The following is a 15,137-nucleotide window of genomic DNA, read 5'->3' on the forward strand; positions in this document are numbered from 1 at the left end:
CGTTTATTCCCTCACCCAAACTTCTTGAATACGCTGTACTTGATTGATACCTGAACCACAAACAACCGAAGACTCTAAAACATAAAAAACAAAACCACCTAATTCACCACGACTTGAGCACTCTAAACTATTAAGAGAGCAGTTCATTGGTACTCTGGATATCAAAGATTTAGCTTCAGAAACTACACCAAGTGGCTCTAGGTTAGTACACGCGGCGGAAACAGCAGAAGAGGCAAGTGGGTCAAGGCTCGGATAAAACTGAGTCATTACATACTCATTAACAGAATGGCTTAATAGCCATGCCTGAGTGCCCAATACTGAGCGGGTATTGGTATCGTGAGTTGACCAACTGGTACGCGTTAAACTTGTCGCGAGAAACCCAACAATAACGATGACAAAAATAACTATTATAAGTGCGCTACCACGCTGTTGATAACTACGGGACATTGAGCACCTGCACTTCTTGTTCAAAGGTCGTGGTTTCACCATTAACAGTAAATGTAAAGGTTAGATCTACAATTCCATTTTGCTGAACCGTAGCCGGAGAATATAAAAGGGAGCTTTTAGCAACATTTAATTTATCACTAATGGTAACTGGCGCTCCACCATTGGCTCTTGTTAAAAAATCATCGCCAGAAAGACAGTATTCAACAGGATTATCATCGTCAAAAATATAATGCCGATTACTCACAGACCCTCCGACCAAATCACTAGCCTGATCGACCAAAGTAAATGCAGCTCCTGAGACATTTGTTCCTGTAACTTGGCTGATATTAGTTAATGAGAATACATTATCGATATTATTAATTTCTTCGTAAGGGCGCGTTGGGTTAATAACCATTGATAAGTTTTTCAGTGATTGAATATCACTATCTGAATCGCCTACTAAAAAATTAATATCTGCCCCTGATACCACATAGAAACCAGAGTCTACGATTGGGTAAAAAGAGACACAACCGCTAGATACTGCTGAGGGGAATAGGTTTGGTACTGCATGCCTCATCTCACGTGATATTTTTTCAATAACAAAATTGGCTTCAGTTTGTAAGCGATAACGTTCTACCGTACTAAAATAACCTTTTACACCCACTTCCGTGAAATTAGCTAAACCGAGCAACAGAATGCTAGATACAACGATGGCTAGAATCAACTCGATCAATGTAAAGCCTTTCATTCGCATCAATAGTTCCCCTTAAAAGCATTAAAGGACACTGTTGGCTGCGAGCTTGAAGTAACTTCGACAATGACAGATTTAAGATTACTACTCGCGCCTGATACTGGGTCTATAGAAACCTCAACTTGAAAGTTTATGTAGGTAGATGCATCTTTAATCAAGTTGCTTAGATCCGTTTCACCATCAAACGTATCAATATCCGTATAGCTTTGAGCAAGTAACCTAGACATAACACTACTACCTAATGCTGAAGCTCGATTGTAGTAGTTTGCATCGCTAGATTGGGCAGATTGTGGAGCTAAAAAAGAGGATAATGTAAGCGCCGCAAAACCCAGTAAGACGATTACAATCACTGATTCTATTAAAGTGAATCCTTTTACATTGTTTTTCACCATCAACACCTTCCCACTTCAGCAGAAACAAAGCCTTGCTCATTAATACAAACCCAAACTCGGTTTTCTGAGTTTGCTTGTTCACTGATCTCTATACCTACTCCAGCCGAAGCTGCTAGGGTAGGATTTCCTAAAAGGTCAAATTCCAGGGTGTTATCTGTAAGATCAGGTTGGTAGCGAAATAAGTACCCATGTTCCAACACACGATCACTTCGCGAAACTGACTCTTCGTCGGATGAGCACGCATTAGATGAACCAAGACAATTTCCATCAGCCACGAGTTGAAAATTATCTTGGTCTAAAGGAGATGACGAACCAAGGTTGGATTGCATGCGGTTGACTTGAACCTGCCTAACAACTGAAATGACTTGATCTTGTAAGGCATAAAGTTCAAAGCTACTTCGACCGGACATACGTGATACAGCGGTAATAGATACGATAGCAAGAATAATGATAACGATGATCAGCTCTACCAGAGTAAAGCCATTGGGGATGGGGCTGTTATCCATAATGAGCCTCTAACTGCCAAGCGAATACTAATTATACAAGATAACGAATGTAGTGATCTTATGTATATGAATAGTTTTGATATTTATGTGCTTTGGATAGAAAAAAGGCCAGCATCTGCTGGCCTTCCATAATCATTTCAAATAATTACTCACAAGCTACCAAGTCAATTGAAGGTTCATCTCCCTCTGACTGAGCTTGTTGATAAGTAACGTGACAAGTAGCAGCATCATTTGCAAAACCGTAGGCAACGGTACCAGCAGATTGACCTGTTACTTCTGTCCAATCATCAGTCAAGCCAGATACAATTGCAGTTAATGCTGCAGATGTACCTTCAGGGTAACCCCAAACCACATTAATAGTACTTTGACCAACTGAAATTGCAGTAGGCGCTTCAGTTCCTTCTTGCCCAGCAATAGCTGCCTTACCATAAGTAATACCCGCAGCTCCAGCCATAGCCCCCTTAAGGCCCTCTGCTGAAGCTCGTTTAGCATCATCTTGCAGATTCAAGAAACGTGGTGCCGCAGTGACAGCAAGAATACCTAGAATAACAATTACAACCACTAGTTCGATTAGGGTGAAACCGCCTTGTCTTTTCATAGTTAAGCTCTCTCTATGTTTAATTTTACGCAGACTTACTGCAAAGTTACGGTCACACGACCAGTTTTAATTTCGTAAACAAACTCATGCTCAGTACTGCCTTCTAATTGAACGTAAGTACACGTTGCATCACCTGAATTCGCTTGCGCTGAATATTTGTAATTTGAATCACTAGCAACAACTGAAACCTCACCAACTTTAGGTGGATTTTGCAGCAAGTTTTCCATCAACTCAGAACATGTTTCATCTGAAATATCTTGTGGAGCAGTGCTCGAATTATTGTTCAGAGTCCACGGATAGCCATCTCTAAAATCGGTATCGACATTGTTACTGTTTTTTGATCTCGTTAACCAAAAATCAACACCATCATAATTTACAGTATTGTATGTTTCAACACCTATCTTCTCTGATGGCCTAGCTTCTGCTTCCCACTGTGCTCTTGCCGATAGTACTGCGGTTGCAAAGCCACCAGCAACACCTTCAATACTTGATTTCTTGGCTTCATCTGTCACATCGAGAAAGCGAGGTAAAGCAGCCACCGCCAATAAACCAACGACCACGATCACTATGACTAATTCGACAAGGGAGAAACCCTTTTGATTCTTAAGCATTTTCTACCTACTCATCTAATTATTAACGCGCATTATACATTCGCGCACGTATAAAACCATACTAAAACTGTCAATATTTTCACAAAGCCAAAATATTGGCTTTTACACTAAACCTTTCTCTTTCAAGTAATATATCTACCTGATATTTATCAGTATAATAATAACTACAGTGAAAGTGTCTGTTATCACTTTTATCTTCAACTCTTGGAGAGCTTAGCCCTAAAATGCTCCCTTGAGGATATAATTGATCCAGCCAATAATTACAGTCTCGCTCCGTACCTTGGATAGGCATTACCCACCCAGTTCTGCTGTAGATCTTTGGGGGTTCCGAGCCTTCTTCTTGCCCAGCACCCGATAACAAATACTGCTGTTTGAACAAATTGGCTTGCTCTAAAATCCGCTTGCTCGCGACGATAAATGCCGTGTTAGTCGCTTCTTCTTCTACCGTTTTGAATGCCGAAAGCACACCGACAATAAGAAAAAGAATAACCACTGTCCAAATAACAAAACGTGAGCGTTGTAGGTTATTTAGCATTCCCTAGCCTTTGATCGCATCCAACATTCCCCACATCGGCAAGAAGATACCTAGCGCCAAAATCAGCACCATGCCTGCAACGATGGTTAACAAAATGGGTTCAATTCTGGCGGTTAAGGTTTTCAGATCGTAATCGACTTCGCGGTCATAAAAATCAGCCACTTCAAGTAATAGCTCATCAATACGACCCGTCTCTTCACCGACGGAGATCATTTGTATCACGAGCGGTGTGAAAATTTCGCTGTTAATCGCGGTCGACGAAACCGTACTACCGGCTTCAATGGCCGATTTCATGGCTTGAACTCGCAACTCTAGAAAACGGTTATCTAAAGCTTCCGCCGAAAGCGCTAGCGACTGGTTCAGTGGAACACCCGCTTTAAGCATCAAAGCAAAAGTACGCGAGAAGCGTGACAACAGTGCTCGATTCACTACCCCGCCAATGACCGGCATTTTTAAGCGTAATCGATCCCACTTTTCCAAACCTTTGTCTGTCTTCACCCAAGCTTTAAAAGCGAAGATAAGACCAAAGATCACTCCAAGCATTAAGCCCCAGTAATTCACAAAGAACTCAGACATACCAATCAAGATACGAGTAGGCAGCGGCAAGTCGACACCAAAGCGCGCAAACATGCTTGAGAACTGTGGAATAACCTTGATGTTAAGAATGAACATTGCAATCAAGATAAAACTGATCACGAATGTTGGGTAACGCATCGCAGTCTTAATTCGTTTGCGAGTCTCAACTTCTTGTTCGTAATATCCAGCTAATTGCAGTAAAGCCTGATCTAGACGGCCTGTGTTTTCACCAACGCCAATCATCGAGACAAACAACGGACTGAATACCTTTGGGTGCATCTGCATTGACGCCGCTAAGCCGCGACCATTGGTTAGCTCAGCAACCACCTCTTCCAAGGCGGCTTTCAGCTGCTTATTTTCGCAGTTTTGAGTGAGGCCTTTCATCGATCTTAATAGTGGTACACCCGCTTTGGTTAGGCTGTATAACTGTCGACAAAACAGAACCAACACCTCTAACGGTACACTCGGAAAGAACAGACTCGATACATCCATATCTAAGACTGAACCACCACTTTTGCCCAGTTTGATAGAGGTTGGAATGATCCCTTTACTCATCAAGCTTTCAGCAGCAAGATCTTCGTTATTCGCGTCTAATTGCCCACTTACTTGACTACCATCAGAGCTGCGACCTACATAACGATACGTTGGCATATCATTCTACCCCTACAGATAAATTGGGTCAGTGGCACCGGACGCATCACCTTCGCCAAGATGCATTATCTCATCAAGACTCACGACACCTTGCAGAGCCAATTCCATCGCAGAAGCCAATAACGGTTTATAGTTTTCAGACTGTCTCGCCTTTTGAGCAAAACCTACCGCATCATTAGCTCTCAGTGCATCCATCATGTTTTGCTCTAGCTCCAACATTTCAAATACACCAATTCGCCCGCGGTAACCCGTTACGTTACAGTTCTGGCAACCACGGCCTTTCATAAACGGCACACCTACTTGGTTAGGGAAACGGACGCTCAGCCATTGCTTGCGAGGTTCATCTAACTCATCCTCAACCTTACAATCTGTACACACTTTACGAACTAATCGCTGTGCGACTACTGCTCGAACAGCGCTCGCGACCAAGTAACCCGGAGCACCCATATCCATCATACGCAACGCGCTGTCTACCGCATCATTGGTATGTAACGTACTTAATACTAAGTGGCCGGTCAGTGCAGCTCTCAAGCCTATCTCAACGGTTTCGTGGTCACGCATCTCACCGATAAGAATAATATCGGGATCCTGACGTAGAAAGGTTCTCAAGATAGTAGAGAAATCGAGATTGATCTTAGGGTTTACCTGAACTTGATTCACACGAGGTAGGCGGTATTCCACCGGGTCTTCCGCAGTAATGATCTTTTTACCCGGTTCGTTTAATTCACTTAACGCGCCGTATAAGGTTGTTGTTTTACCTGAGCCGGTTGGTCCGGTAACCAAAATCATGCCATGTGGACGGCGCAATTGTTGACGCAGACGAACCAACAGATCACTCGGTATGCCCGACTCTTCTAGTTTACGTAGGCCTGCTGACTGGTTAAGAAGACGCATAACCACTGATTCACCGTGCTGTACTGGCATGGTCGACATACGAATATCAACCGACTGACCTTTAGCTCGGATATTAAAGCGACCATCTTGAGGAAGACGTTTCTCTGAGATATCGAGGTTTGCCATCAGCTTCAAGCGCAGTACAAGTGCCGAAGCAATATTCACCTCATTCAGCAATGTTTCATGCAGCACACCATCAATACGCTGACGAAGACGCAATACGTTTGAATCTGGCTCGATATGAATATCCGAAGCGCCAACCTGAATAGCATCTTCAAATAGCGAGTTGATCAGCTTAACGACGGTAACTTCATCACTGTCTTCTTCAGCGATATCGAAATCAAAGGCATCATTAACTTGGTGTTCAGCGTGAAGTTGCTCAGCAAACGAGGCAATCTCTTTGGTTCTTCGATAATAGCGATCGAAGCCATCAACCAATTGCCTTTCTTGAGCAACAACGAATTCAAGCGCGTAATCGCCGAGCTGACCAAGCAAAGACTCTTGGGCAAACAGATCGGCTGGGTCACTCATTGCAACACGCAAAGTGTCACCTTGGCGTCCAATAACCAATGCACGAAGGCGACGAGCATGTACTTCGGGTAAAAGCTGTACTGCTTCAACATCGACAACGGCTCGGCTTAAATCAATAAGAGGAATCGCTAACTGCTGCGACAAAAAGCTCAGCATTTGCTGTTCTGACAAGAAGCCAAGCTCAATTAGCGCATCACCCAGCTTACGCCCAGTACTTTTCTGAGCGGCCAGTGCTTGTTCAACTTGAGCCTCGGTGATAATACCTTCTTCGACAAGCAAATCACCAAGTCTTTTTCTTAATCTAATTTGCATCGCCGCTCTCCTCTAAAGCATTGAGTATTTTTAACCGGTCACGCACAAAGCTTTGTGATTGAGATGAGATACCGACTCTGGTTAACGCACCTTGGTATGACGCTTTAGCAGCCGTGAAGTCGAGTTGGCGTTCTTGCTGAATCGCTAAGCCCAACCACCAGCGAGCGTTATCTGAATCGACCTCAACCAACTTTTGATAACTCTCGAGTGCGATTTCTTCTTGCTGTGATTTTTGGCTCAACGCCGCACGCATTGCTAGATACTCTTGAGTTGGATGCGGAGGCATGTGTACTAAAGGGCTCAGCGCCGCTTCTGATTGATTCGCTTTAACCAGCAGTTTAGATAACCCTAATCGCAATTTTTCACTGTTGATGTTGAGCTTAATTCCAGACTGATAAAGCTCATAGGCTTTGCGAGTATCGCCTTTACCAAAATAGAGAATCGCAAGTTTCTGACGGACATCTTCATTTCGTGGCGTGTAGCGTAGAGCTTCAGTGTAGCCCTTCAACGCACCAGTAAGATCGTTCGCATCAAGCGCTTTCTGAGCTCGACCTTGTGCATTCACAGATAGCTGTTCCGGAGTTAACTCAACCTGTTCGATCAACATTCCGCTATTTTCTGAATCACCAGAGGCTACAGGCTCATTAGAGATAGACGCAGGGGCTTTTTTTGCCACACTAGCAACGTAAATCGGTTGGGGAATTTCAGTCTTAGTCGTTTCAGGCACGCTTAGAGCTTTAGCCGGTGTTTGTTGTTTTGTCGCTTTTGGGGCAGACATAACAACTGATTCGGAAACACTAGGCTTAGATTGAGCGCTTTTTGCCATCGCAGTGTTTTCTGTTGAAAGGATCGCAGAGTCTAGTGTCACCAATTTCTTAGTTGGCGATGAGATAGGTTGAGCGGCTTCCTGGATGCCATTTGAATCATCAACGACAGAGACTTGAACCTGTAAATCTCGAGTTGAGATTGACTGCTCAACAATAGACTGATCAATCACAGGGCCTTGCGATATCGCCCAACCGCCCATCGCTAAGCTCAACGTAAAACCTGCAACAACCCAAACTAGGGGGGAACGCGTTTTTACTTTAGGTACGACTGCCGCTTCAATCGAAGTCGCTGACTTTTTCTTTGCCAATTCAGACAAGGCGTTGTTAATGACGCTCATAATTAATTCCAACCCCACAGTATTGGCGTTTTAAATTTAGGCTTACACACATCGTACGTTTCATGCATAGCTGAAAAAAGATGTTGGTTGTCGATACTTTTCTTATCTTCACTGAACGAAAGCAATAGAGCCTTATGGCAAAGTTGGTTTATCAATCTAGGGATACCTAACGACGAACGACAGATCGCCTTTTTTTGATTCAAGCTGAATAACTCAGGGCTACCACCAGATTTAGCGATTCGATTATCAATATAAGCCACCGTTTCATCGAGATTCAGCGGTCTCAGTGTCGAACTAAATGTGATTCTTTGGCGAAACTGCCTTAGGTGGTACGCCTCTAATCGAGCATCCAATTCTGGCTGACCTAATAAGACAATCTGCAGCAGTTTTTTATCTTCCGTTTCAAGGTTACCAAACAACCTTAATGTTTCGAGCGCTTCATCCGATAGAGCCTGAGCTTCATCAAGAATAGCCACCACTCTTAAACCAGAATTGTGCAATTCAATGAGCTTATGCTGAATGTTATCAACCAAGGTTGCTTCATTATCGACAGCTAAACCAAGCTCTGTTGCAACCGCCTGGCGCAAGTCTGCCCCTGATAACACAGGGTTTGGTAAGTAGATCAGAGCTGTACAGTCATGTAGGTGATTGACCAACATCCGGCAAACCATGGTTTTTCCAGTGCCTACCTCTCCGGTCACCTTAATCACGCCCTCGCCCATTTCCAACGCCGAGATTACCGTCTGAATCGCTTCGAAATGAGGCGCTAAACCATAGAAGAAATCGGTATTCGGCGTTAAGGTAAATGGCAGTTGTTCAAAACCAAAGTGAGCTTGATACATACGACGACCTAGCTTAGTGAGACACTGCCACTCTATATTGAGAAAGTAAGCAATTACTCTTCATCAGGGAACCACTGCTGAAGAAGATCACGTGAACGCTCCAACTCATTTTGCCAAGTATTCACACCCACGATCGTTGGCTTAAGCAAGATCACGAGTTCAGTTTTTTGCGTTAACTGATTGGTGTTACGGAACAAATGACCTAAGGCTGGAATATCACCAAGGAATGGAACTTTAGAGGTCACATCACTGGTATTTGATTTCATTAACCCACCAATAACCACAACATCTCCATCTTTGGCGCGAATCACTGAATCAGACTCACGAATAGAGCTTTTCGCCAAAGGAAGCTGCACCAAGCCCGTCGTGGAACCTAGGTTGAGCTCTTTCACTTCTTCCTCTACCTCAATAACGGCTGGGTGTACATGTAAGAACACGCTACCTTTATCGTCTATCTGAGGGGTAACATCTAAAGAGATACCAGAGAAGAACGGAGTTAATTCAACTTCAGGTGCGACATTCGCGTCATCACCACTACCGACCGAACTTGATAAATCTGTTACGTAGTATTCGTCGGTACCCACTTTGATAACCGCTTTCTGGTTATTTGCCGCCGTGACTCGCGGGCTCGATAGAACATTAAGGTCACCTTGAGTGTCCATAAAGCTCAAAACTGCTTCAAAGCTGCCATCTGAAATCGTTACGTTAGTTTGTCCGCCTAACAAAGAGCTGATTGCATCTAACGGCGGTAAAGTACTTGCCGGACGATCAATTACAACGCCACCGCTGCCAATCGACTTAGACAAATTCGACCAGCTAATTCCCTGTTGGTAGCCGTCACTCAAGGTCACTTCCATGATTTTGGCTTCTAGGATAACTTGACGCTGCAGGCGTTTTTGAGAAATACCTAAGAACTCTCGAACCTCACGAATTTCGTCAGGGTAAGCACGCACTGTAATCACACTCGCTTGCGGGGTCACGACAACGCTTTGCCCATCGCCCGAGCCAATTAAGTGAGCAACCGCCGCTTCAAGCTGTGGCCAAAAATCACTTTCAGAGGTCGTTTCAATCTCTGTACCACCATTCGATGTCGAGTTTGATGAATTAGAAGAGTTAGATGAATTTGACGAGTTTGAGTTCGAGTTTGAAGAGCTCGATGAATTCGAATCTGAGTTAGAGATCGTGCCGGTGGTGATCGTCGTTAGTGAGCGACCAGAACGCTTAACTTGTAAGTAATCGACAGGGATCGTTACGGTGCGAAGACCGGCAGGATAAACTTGAATCACTTTGCCACGCTTTTCAATATCGTAGCCATACATATCTTGAGCAACAGCCAGTACCTCATCTAACGTCACGTCCGTTAGATTAAGCGTAAGGTTTCCAGACACACTTGGGTGAATAGCCGCACTATATTCCGTACCTTTCACTAAGCTGGCAAAAAAAGTTCTCGCTTCAACACCTTTTGCCTGAATACGAAAACGCTTAACCGTTTCCATCCCCGGAGACATCGAGTCAGAATTAAGCTGAGGCATAAGGTCATCTTGAACCGACGAAGGCAGCTCATGAAGCGCTCTGCTATTGGCTTCATTAATTGATTCGTTTAAAGACTCTTTAATCTCAACAGGATCTCTATGCCCCATCGAACAGCCGACTAAAGATGACACTAGGATTGCTACTACAAGTTTACGCATGTCTTCACTCTAACCTTAATTATTCTTAACATCTAAAGAGAACATCTCTAATTTCCACTGCTTAGAGCTTCTCTGCAGAGTGACGTATTCTGGATCTATGTTCTTAACTCGGTACCCTCTGATCGTTTCCCCTTGTCCGAGAATCTGACCATTCATAATCGCATAGCAAGGCGTATCTCCCTTACACACGATGCTTTCTAAAGAAGGCAAGCGATAACGAGTTGGTGCTTTCTTAGCAGGCGCCGTTTTCTGTTGAGGTGAAAGCCAGCCTAATGGCGCCGTGGGATCTTGCTCAGCCCACACAAAAGAGCTACTAAATAGCAAGGACAACAAAAGAGTTCTAACCACCGATAAACTCCTGTCTAGTACCTAATGTGTAAACCTCGAACACCAGTCGAGCTTTAGGATATTCTTCTACTGAGTATTCAAATGTGCGCCAGTAGTAACTCACAGGTAGAGACTCAAGTGCTTGAAGATAAGCGGAAATATCAAAGTAACTGCCGGTTAGCTCCATTCTTACAGGGTGAAGAAAGTAGCCTGAATATTCGCTGGTCTCTTTATTGTTCGAAATCGCTTCTGGTTTTAATGACTCTAGCGATTCAAGCTTTAGTCCATTACCGGCGTTAAGAACGCTCTCCAGTAACTGCGACATTTGAGAAGGTGTGATTAATCCATCAACAATCTGAGAAAGCTGAAGAGAGAGATCTTGGCTCTCCACCAGCAGCTTTTTGTACTCTCGATTAATTTCTTTGTCTGGGTCTTTGTTTAACTGAGCTTGCAGAACAAGTAACTCACCTTGCTGCCTTTGATTCGATTGAGTCAGGCTGCTCGCCTTGGCATTTTTAGCTTGTAGATCGAGATACGCAGGCTCAACCAATAAGGTGAACAACAACATCGATAGGCCAACAAAACCACACACAAAAAGTAGCCATTTTTCTCTTTGACTTAATGCAAGAAACTTATCGCTCAGCTGGTTCCACTGCTGCATTATTTACTCTCCCGACGAGTACTTAGCTCAAACGTCACCACATCCTGATCATTACGGCCAATTTTTAGTTTTTCAAAAGTGCGTCCGACTAAATTAAGCTCACTTTTAAACTGACCAATCCAGTTCGGAACGACATTTGCGTTACGAGCCAAGCCACTAAGATCTAAAGTATCGTGGGTCATGTAGATGTGCGAAAGAGAAATGTCATTTCGGCCTAATTTAGCTAAGGAATTCATGACGCCAGAATACCCGACTTGTTGGGATTCGTCGTATTGTCCAACAGCCTTCAAAGCCTCTTTTTTAGCCTCAGTCTCACGTTTGAGACGCGCAACCGCCGCGACTTTCTCTGGAGACGGTTTATGCTGAGTTAACTTACTATTCAATTGGTTAACTTGCTTGTTAAGTTGATTCGAGTCTTGTTGCAGGGCTGTTAGCTCTTTATCTAGATTAGAAACTTGATACTGCATTGCGAAGTAACCACCAAGCATCAAAACACAAATTACTCCCCAGCTCGCAACAACATTGGTCAGCGTAAAATATTCTTTTTTAGGCTTAAGGTGTTCAGGGTAAAGATTGACCTTAAACGTCTCTTTTTCAGCTGCAAGTTTAAGCAACAAACTCTCTGAATTATCACGCTCACCTTCAACCAACAGTGAAACTGTCGAGCTCAATGTACTGTTTAAGGCACTTTGTAACTCTGCTTCATCTTCTTCGTCACAACAGATTTTAAGCTGGTGAAGCTGGGTGCCTTTAATTTGAGAAGAAAGGTAATCAATCGAGCGTTGAAGCTCTAAAGCGAGGCCATCTAACTGCAGAGCACTTGACGCAACACCCGTTAAAGGTGGCACAACACTGCGGATGGTTCTTTGAAAACAAACGGTATTTTCGACAAACGCACCCAATTTAAAGTGTGAATTGACGCTACGTTGTAAAAGAATGAAATTAGACAGTTCGCCTGCACTGTAACCCCAGATTTCATCTTCAGGAGCAACACCTATTAATTCAATCTGAGCCGAATTAGTGATATTCAAAAGCTTGTCCAACAGCTTTTTAGGCAGGACATATACTTGCAGCTTGTTCGACGTTGGTAACGCGACCGCACTCGCAGTAATTTCCGTGACTCTTTCTGAAACAAGATCTTTGAGTAAAAAAGGCAGTGCTACCGACCATTCACTCTCTGGAATGTCCGGTTTATCAATTTGGTAGGTTTGGTAGTAGTTAGCACAGACAATCAGTTGGACGCTATTACTGGTAAACGCCTCACTGCTAAGCGATTTTTTTAGCGCACTCTCCCAGTCCCCATTAACCACGGGAATGCTGGCTACTTGAGGATCTTGTTCTGTCGATGAAATATAAATGGCGTCATTGCCCAGCAAGACAACTTGCGAGCTACCTTTATTATTCGTTGGCTTTATTTTGTCTAAAATCGCTTTAAAATTCATTCTTAACTACTACTCTTACGCCATCGATTTCTTCGTCCAACTTTGACAACAGATTCCGCTTTCGCGGCTTTTTCTGCTTGATTAGGCAAAGGGATAATTTGTTGTTCTTCGTCGAAATATCTCCCTTGATAGCCGTTAATGCCTAACTCTATCAAGGTATTCTTTTCTTGTTTTGTCTCGACTCCAACGGCAATAACTTGAGTTGGAGAATCACCACACGCCCCAATTAAGCTGCGAACAAACAGTTGGTTCTCATGCCTTTGGTCGATTTTCTTTATTAGGCTTCGATGAAGCTTAATATAATTAACCTTCAAATCCTTTATATAGTGAGTGCTAACAATGGTTCGCCCAGCTTGGCCAACCACAACTTTACACCCTAAACCTCGCAACATCTTTGCCACCGGTCTCATATAATCAAGATGAGCAATCAAGTGCCCTTCTGGAAACTCAAACGCAAGCTGAGAGCGGTGTTGAGCAGAGAGCTGTAACAACTCACTCCTAAACCACTTAAAGTGCTGTTTATTAGCAAACGGGGTAACATTCAGATTCACTGAATAGTTGATAGGTTGAGTTGATTCTTTCAACGATTTCAACACAACCTTTAGAACCGATTGGTCCATTTGAGCTTGATAACCCACTTGCTCTACCGCAGGCATAAATCGAGACGATTTCAATAAACCTTTGTCAGGATCCTGAATTCTAGTAAATATTTCTCTATGTAATTCATTAACTTGACCAGATTCCGGCATAAGATAACACCGCTGAGCAAAGATTACTAAATTTTCAGGAAGCAGCGCTTTATCAAGTAATGTTCTCCAACGAACACTGCCTCTATCAAGCTCATTCTTATTCTCTTTCGGGTAACGGCTCCAGTTATTAATACGCTCTAACTGAGCACTCTTTAGTGCCGTTTCCGTTTCATCCATGATCTGGCTATGACGCTCACCTTCGGTATACATGGTCACACCAATATGACACCAGTTATCCGACTCTAAAGGCTCTGGCGGAGTTAGCTTATCTAACTGCCTTAAACACTGAGCAGCCAAGGTCGCAATATCTTTTGCGCCCTGATGAGGGATAAATACAGCAAAGTCCGCTTCGTAATAGCGAGAAAAAATGACATCGGGATAGCGTTGAACGATATTCGACAGTACTTCACCGACTTCAATAATAAAGCCGTCTGTGGTTTGCTTATCGTTAGCATCACTAACTTGCTCCCATTCGTCGATACGTATCAGTAACACACCGCCTCGAGCACCACTTTCATGCAGTGCCGATTCCAGCTTATTATCGAATAAAACTCGGTTTGCCGTTCCCGTGAGTTTATCTAGGAAAGTATGGGTACGAATAAAGGTATCAAAGCGACTTCGTTCTTGACGAGCATCTTGTAGCTCTTCAATCAATACATCTAAGGCTTCGCTTGCGGTATAAGGCCACTCTCGCTCATCTCCCTTTGCATGAGCTTCAACCTGACCGGCCAAGATCATTCTTCCTCGCTCTTCCAAGATTTCAGAACCCATGAGTTGTTCTTTCAACCAACGAACACCGCGAGCAAGACAGAACAGAACCAATGCGACAGCCAAAGTAATTGACCACATCGCTTCCATTGAGTAGTTGTAGCCAATATAAGGAGGAAGTGCTTTAAATTCGATTCGGTAGCCTTGATTACGCTCTAAAATGAAGCTTTTCTCATAAAGACGATTGGGATCAATTTGTGGGGAGGTATCTTTGAAACGATAAACGATGCCGGTCTTGTTCGAGAGTTTCATCTCAACAATATTGCTTGCCTGCAACATCTTAGGCATCCAACGCTGCATTGAATACGCGGCGTCAGGGTCTTCCATCTCTTTATCTACAACGTCGACAATGCCAACCAAATAATGGTCTAAATATTCCTGTCCAATACGCTTAAAGGAAAGTGTGCCACCAATAAAAAGAATGAACATCGCGCTGATCACTATCACGGTGACAAATGCGACCAATCGAGTGCTCAATTTTAGTGTCGGGGTATATCTCATGAATAACGAAATCCTTTTCAACTCACATTATACCGTATTGCTACTTATACTATAAATTGACGTTGTAAATAAAGCGTTAAGAATTGTAGGTAACAAAAAGCCGCGATGAACGCGGCTTTTTCCAATTTAATACTGTCTTTATAATATATTAAAAACAGGATCTAAAATGGGATGTCATCATCAAAATCCATTGGCGGCTCATTATATT

Annotated in this window: 16 protein-coding genes; all 16 read right to left on the reverse strand. The window is 43.4% G+C overall.

Annotated features, from left to right (window positions below; all coding sequences use genetic code 11):
* Positions 1 to 3 precede the first annotated feature (3 nt).
* Entirely contained in the window at positions 4 to 447 is a 444-nt protein-coding gene (locus AB4517_RS02935) for a hypothetical protein (protein ID WP_029235849.1), read from the reverse strand.
* A complete protein-coding gene (locus AB4517_RS02940; protein ID WP_017066956.1) occupies positions 437 to 1,180 on the reverse strand; it encodes a PilW family protein in 744 nt (247 codons plus the stop codon). The genes AB4517_RS02935 and AB4517_RS02940 overlap by 11 nt, the downstream gene beginning before the upstream one ends.
* Entirely contained in the window at positions 1,180 to 1,569 is a 390-nt protein-coding gene (locus AB4517_RS02945) for a prepilin-type N-terminal cleavage/methylation domain-containing protein (protein WP_016790948.1), read from the reverse strand. Before AB4517_RS02945 ends, AB4517_RS02940 begins: the two co-directional genes overlap by 1 nt.
* Positions 1,569 to 2,075 carry a prepilin-type N-terminal cleavage/methylation domain-containing protein gene (locus AB4517_RS02950; protein ID WP_372082779.1) on the reverse strand — a complete coding sequence of 169 codons (507 nt, stop codon included), beginning with the start codon at positions 2,073 to 2,075 and terminating at the stop codon, positions 1,569 to 1,571. Before AB4517_RS02950 ends, AB4517_RS02945 begins: the two co-directional genes overlap by 1 nt.
* Positions 2,076 to 2,220: 145 nt before the next feature.
* A complete protein-coding gene (locus AB4517_RS02955; protein ID WP_102393510.1) occupies positions 2,221 to 2,673 on the reverse strand; it encodes a type II secretion system protein in 453 nt (150 codons plus the stop codon).
* A 35-nt stretch (positions 2,674 to 2,708) separates the two neighbouring features.
* Positions 2,709 to 3,284, reverse strand: a complete 576-nt coding sequence (locus AB4517_RS02960) for a prepilin-type N-terminal cleavage/methylation domain-containing protein (RefSeq protein ID WP_372082777.1) — start codon at positions 3,282 to 3,284, stop codon at positions 2,709 to 2,711.
* A gap of 79 nt (positions 3,285 to 3,363) precedes the next feature.
* Entirely contained in the window at positions 3,364 to 3,819 is a 456-nt protein-coding gene (locus AB4517_RS02965; RefSeq protein ID WP_372082775.1) for an MSHA biogenesis protein MshF, read from the reverse strand.
* 3 nt (positions 3,820 to 3,822) lie between these two features.
* The gene (locus AB4517_RS02970) at positions 3,823 to 5,046 is read right to left on the reverse strand and encodes a type II secretion system F family protein (RefSeq protein ID WP_017061351.1); all 1,224 of its coding nucleotides are present in this window, start codon (positions 5,044 to 5,046) and stop codon (positions 3,823 to 3,825) included.
* A 12-nt stretch (positions 5,047 to 5,058) separates the two neighbouring features.
* Positions 5,059 to 6,783, reverse strand: coding sequence for a GspE/PulE family protein (locus AB4517_RS02975; protein ID WP_372082773.1), 1,725 nt, complete (start codon positions 6,781 to 6,783; stop codon positions 5,059 to 5,061).
* On the reverse strand, positions 6,773 to 7,948 hold the full coding sequence (locus tag AB4517_RS02980) for a tetratricopeptide repeat protein (protein ID WP_372082772.1): 1,176 nt from the start codon (positions 7,946 to 7,948) through the stop codon (positions 6,773 to 6,775). Before AB4517_RS02980 ends, AB4517_RS02975 begins: the two co-directional genes overlap by 11 nt.
* Before the next feature lie 2 nt (positions 7,949 to 7,950).
* Entirely contained in the window at positions 7,951 to 8,790 is an 840-nt protein-coding gene (locus AB4517_RS02985) for an ExeA family protein (protein ID WP_017061348.1), read from the reverse strand.
* 53 nt (positions 8,791 to 8,843) lie between these two features.
* Positions 8,844 to 10,481: a pilus (MSHA type) biogenesis protein MshL gene (gene mshL / locus AB4517_RS02990; RefSeq protein ID WP_102393514.1), complete on the reverse strand. Its 1,638-nt coding sequence runs from the start codon at positions 10,479 to 10,481 to the stop codon at positions 8,844 to 8,846.
* 15 nt (positions 10,482 to 10,496) lie between these two features.
* Positions 10,497 to 10,829 (reverse strand): hypothetical protein, encoded by a 333-nt coding sequence (locus AB4517_RS02995; RefSeq protein WP_017061346.1) that lies wholly within the window; start codon positions 10,827 to 10,829, stop codon positions 10,497 to 10,499.
* A complete protein-coding gene (gene pilO, locus AB4517_RS03000; RefSeq protein ID WP_017061345.1) occupies positions 10,822 to 11,469 on the reverse strand; it encodes a type 4a pilus biogenesis protein PilO in 648 nt (215 codons plus the stop codon). The genes AB4517_RS02995 and pilO overlap by 8 nt, the downstream gene beginning before the upstream one ends.
* Positions 11,469 to 12,911, reverse strand: a complete 1,443-nt coding sequence (locus AB4517_RS03005) for an MSHA biogenesis protein MshI (protein WP_136979366.1) — start codon at positions 12,909 to 12,911, stop codon at positions 11,469 to 11,471. The genes pilO and AB4517_RS03005 overlap by 1 nt, the downstream gene beginning before the upstream one ends.
* A 2-nt stretch (positions 12,912 to 12,913) precedes the next feature.
* Complete coding sequence (gene csrD, locus AB4517_RS03010; protein WP_171732396.1) at positions 12,914 to 14,929, reverse strand: RNase E specificity factor CsrD; 2,016 nt, start codon at positions 14,927 to 14,929, stop codon at positions 12,914 to 12,916.
* Positions 14,930 to 15,137 lie beyond the last annotated feature (208 nt).

The organism is Vibrio sp. 10N.222.52.C3, assembly GCF_041474195.1.
Lineage (GTDB): Bacteria > Pseudomonadota > Gammaproteobacteria > Enterobacterales > Vibrionaceae > Vibrio > Vibrio crassostreae_C.

Excerpts from the sequence above, each read along its gene's own strand:
- pilO (WP_017061345.1), bottom strand. The coding sequence starts at position 11,469 with ATGCAGCAGTGGAACCAGCTGAGCGATAAGTTTCTTGCATTAAGTCAA.
- AB4517_RS02970 (WP_017061351.1), bottom strand. The coding sequence starts at position 5,046 with ATGCCAACGTATCGTTATGTAGGTCGCAGCTCTGATGGTAGTCAAGTA.
- AB4517_RS02940 (WP_017066956.1), bottom strand. The coding sequence starts at position 1,180 with ATGCGAATGAAAGGCTTTACATTGATCGAGTTGATTCTAGCCATCGTT.
- AB4517_RS02945 (WP_016790948.1), bottom strand. The coding sequence starts at position 1,569 with ATGGTGAAAAACAATGTAAAAGGATTCACTTTAATAGAATCAGTGATT.
- AB4517_RS02980 (WP_372082772.1), bottom strand. The coding sequence starts at position 7,948 with ATGAGCGTCATTAACAACGCCTTGTCTGAATTGGCAAAGAAAAAGTCA.
- csrD (WP_171732396.1), bottom strand. The coding sequence starts at position 14,929 with ATGAGATATACCCCGACACTAAAATTGAGCACTCGATTGGTCGCATTT.
- AB4517_RS02965 (WP_372082775.1), bottom strand. The coding sequence starts at position 3,819 with ATGCTAAATAACCTACAACGCTCACGTTTTGTTATTTGGACAGTGGTT.
- mshL (WP_102393514.1), bottom strand. The coding sequence starts at position 10,481 with ATGCGTAAACTTGTAGTAGCAATCCTAGTGTCATCTTTAGTCGGCTGT.
- AB4517_RS02985 (WP_017061348.1), bottom strand. The coding sequence starts at position 8,790 with ATGTATCAAGCTCACTTTGGTTTTGAACAACTGCCATTTACCTTAACG.
- AB4517_RS02955 (WP_102393510.1), bottom strand. The coding sequence starts at position 2,673 with ATGAAAAGACAAGGCGGTTTCACCCTAATCGAACTAGTGGTTGTAATT.
- AB4517_RS02950 (WP_372082779.1), bottom strand. The coding sequence starts at position 2,075 with ATGGATAACAGCCCCATCCCCAATGGCTTTACTCTGGTAGAGCTGATC.
- AB4517_RS02935 (WP_029235849.1), bottom strand. The coding sequence starts at position 447 with ATGTCCCGTAGTTATCAACAGCGTGGTAGCGCACTTATAATAGTTATT.
- AB4517_RS02975 (WP_372082773.1), bottom strand. The coding sequence starts at position 6,783 with ATGCAAATTAGATTAAGAAAAAGACTTGGTGATTTGCTTGTCGAAGAA.
- AB4517_RS03005 (WP_136979366.1), bottom strand. The coding sequence starts at position 12,911 with ATGAATTTTAAAGCGATTTTAGACAAAATAAAGCCAACGAATAATAAA.
- AB4517_RS02960 (WP_372082777.1), bottom strand. The coding sequence starts at position 3,284 with ATGCTTAAGAATCAAAAGGGTTTCTCCCTTGTCGAATTAGTCATAGTG.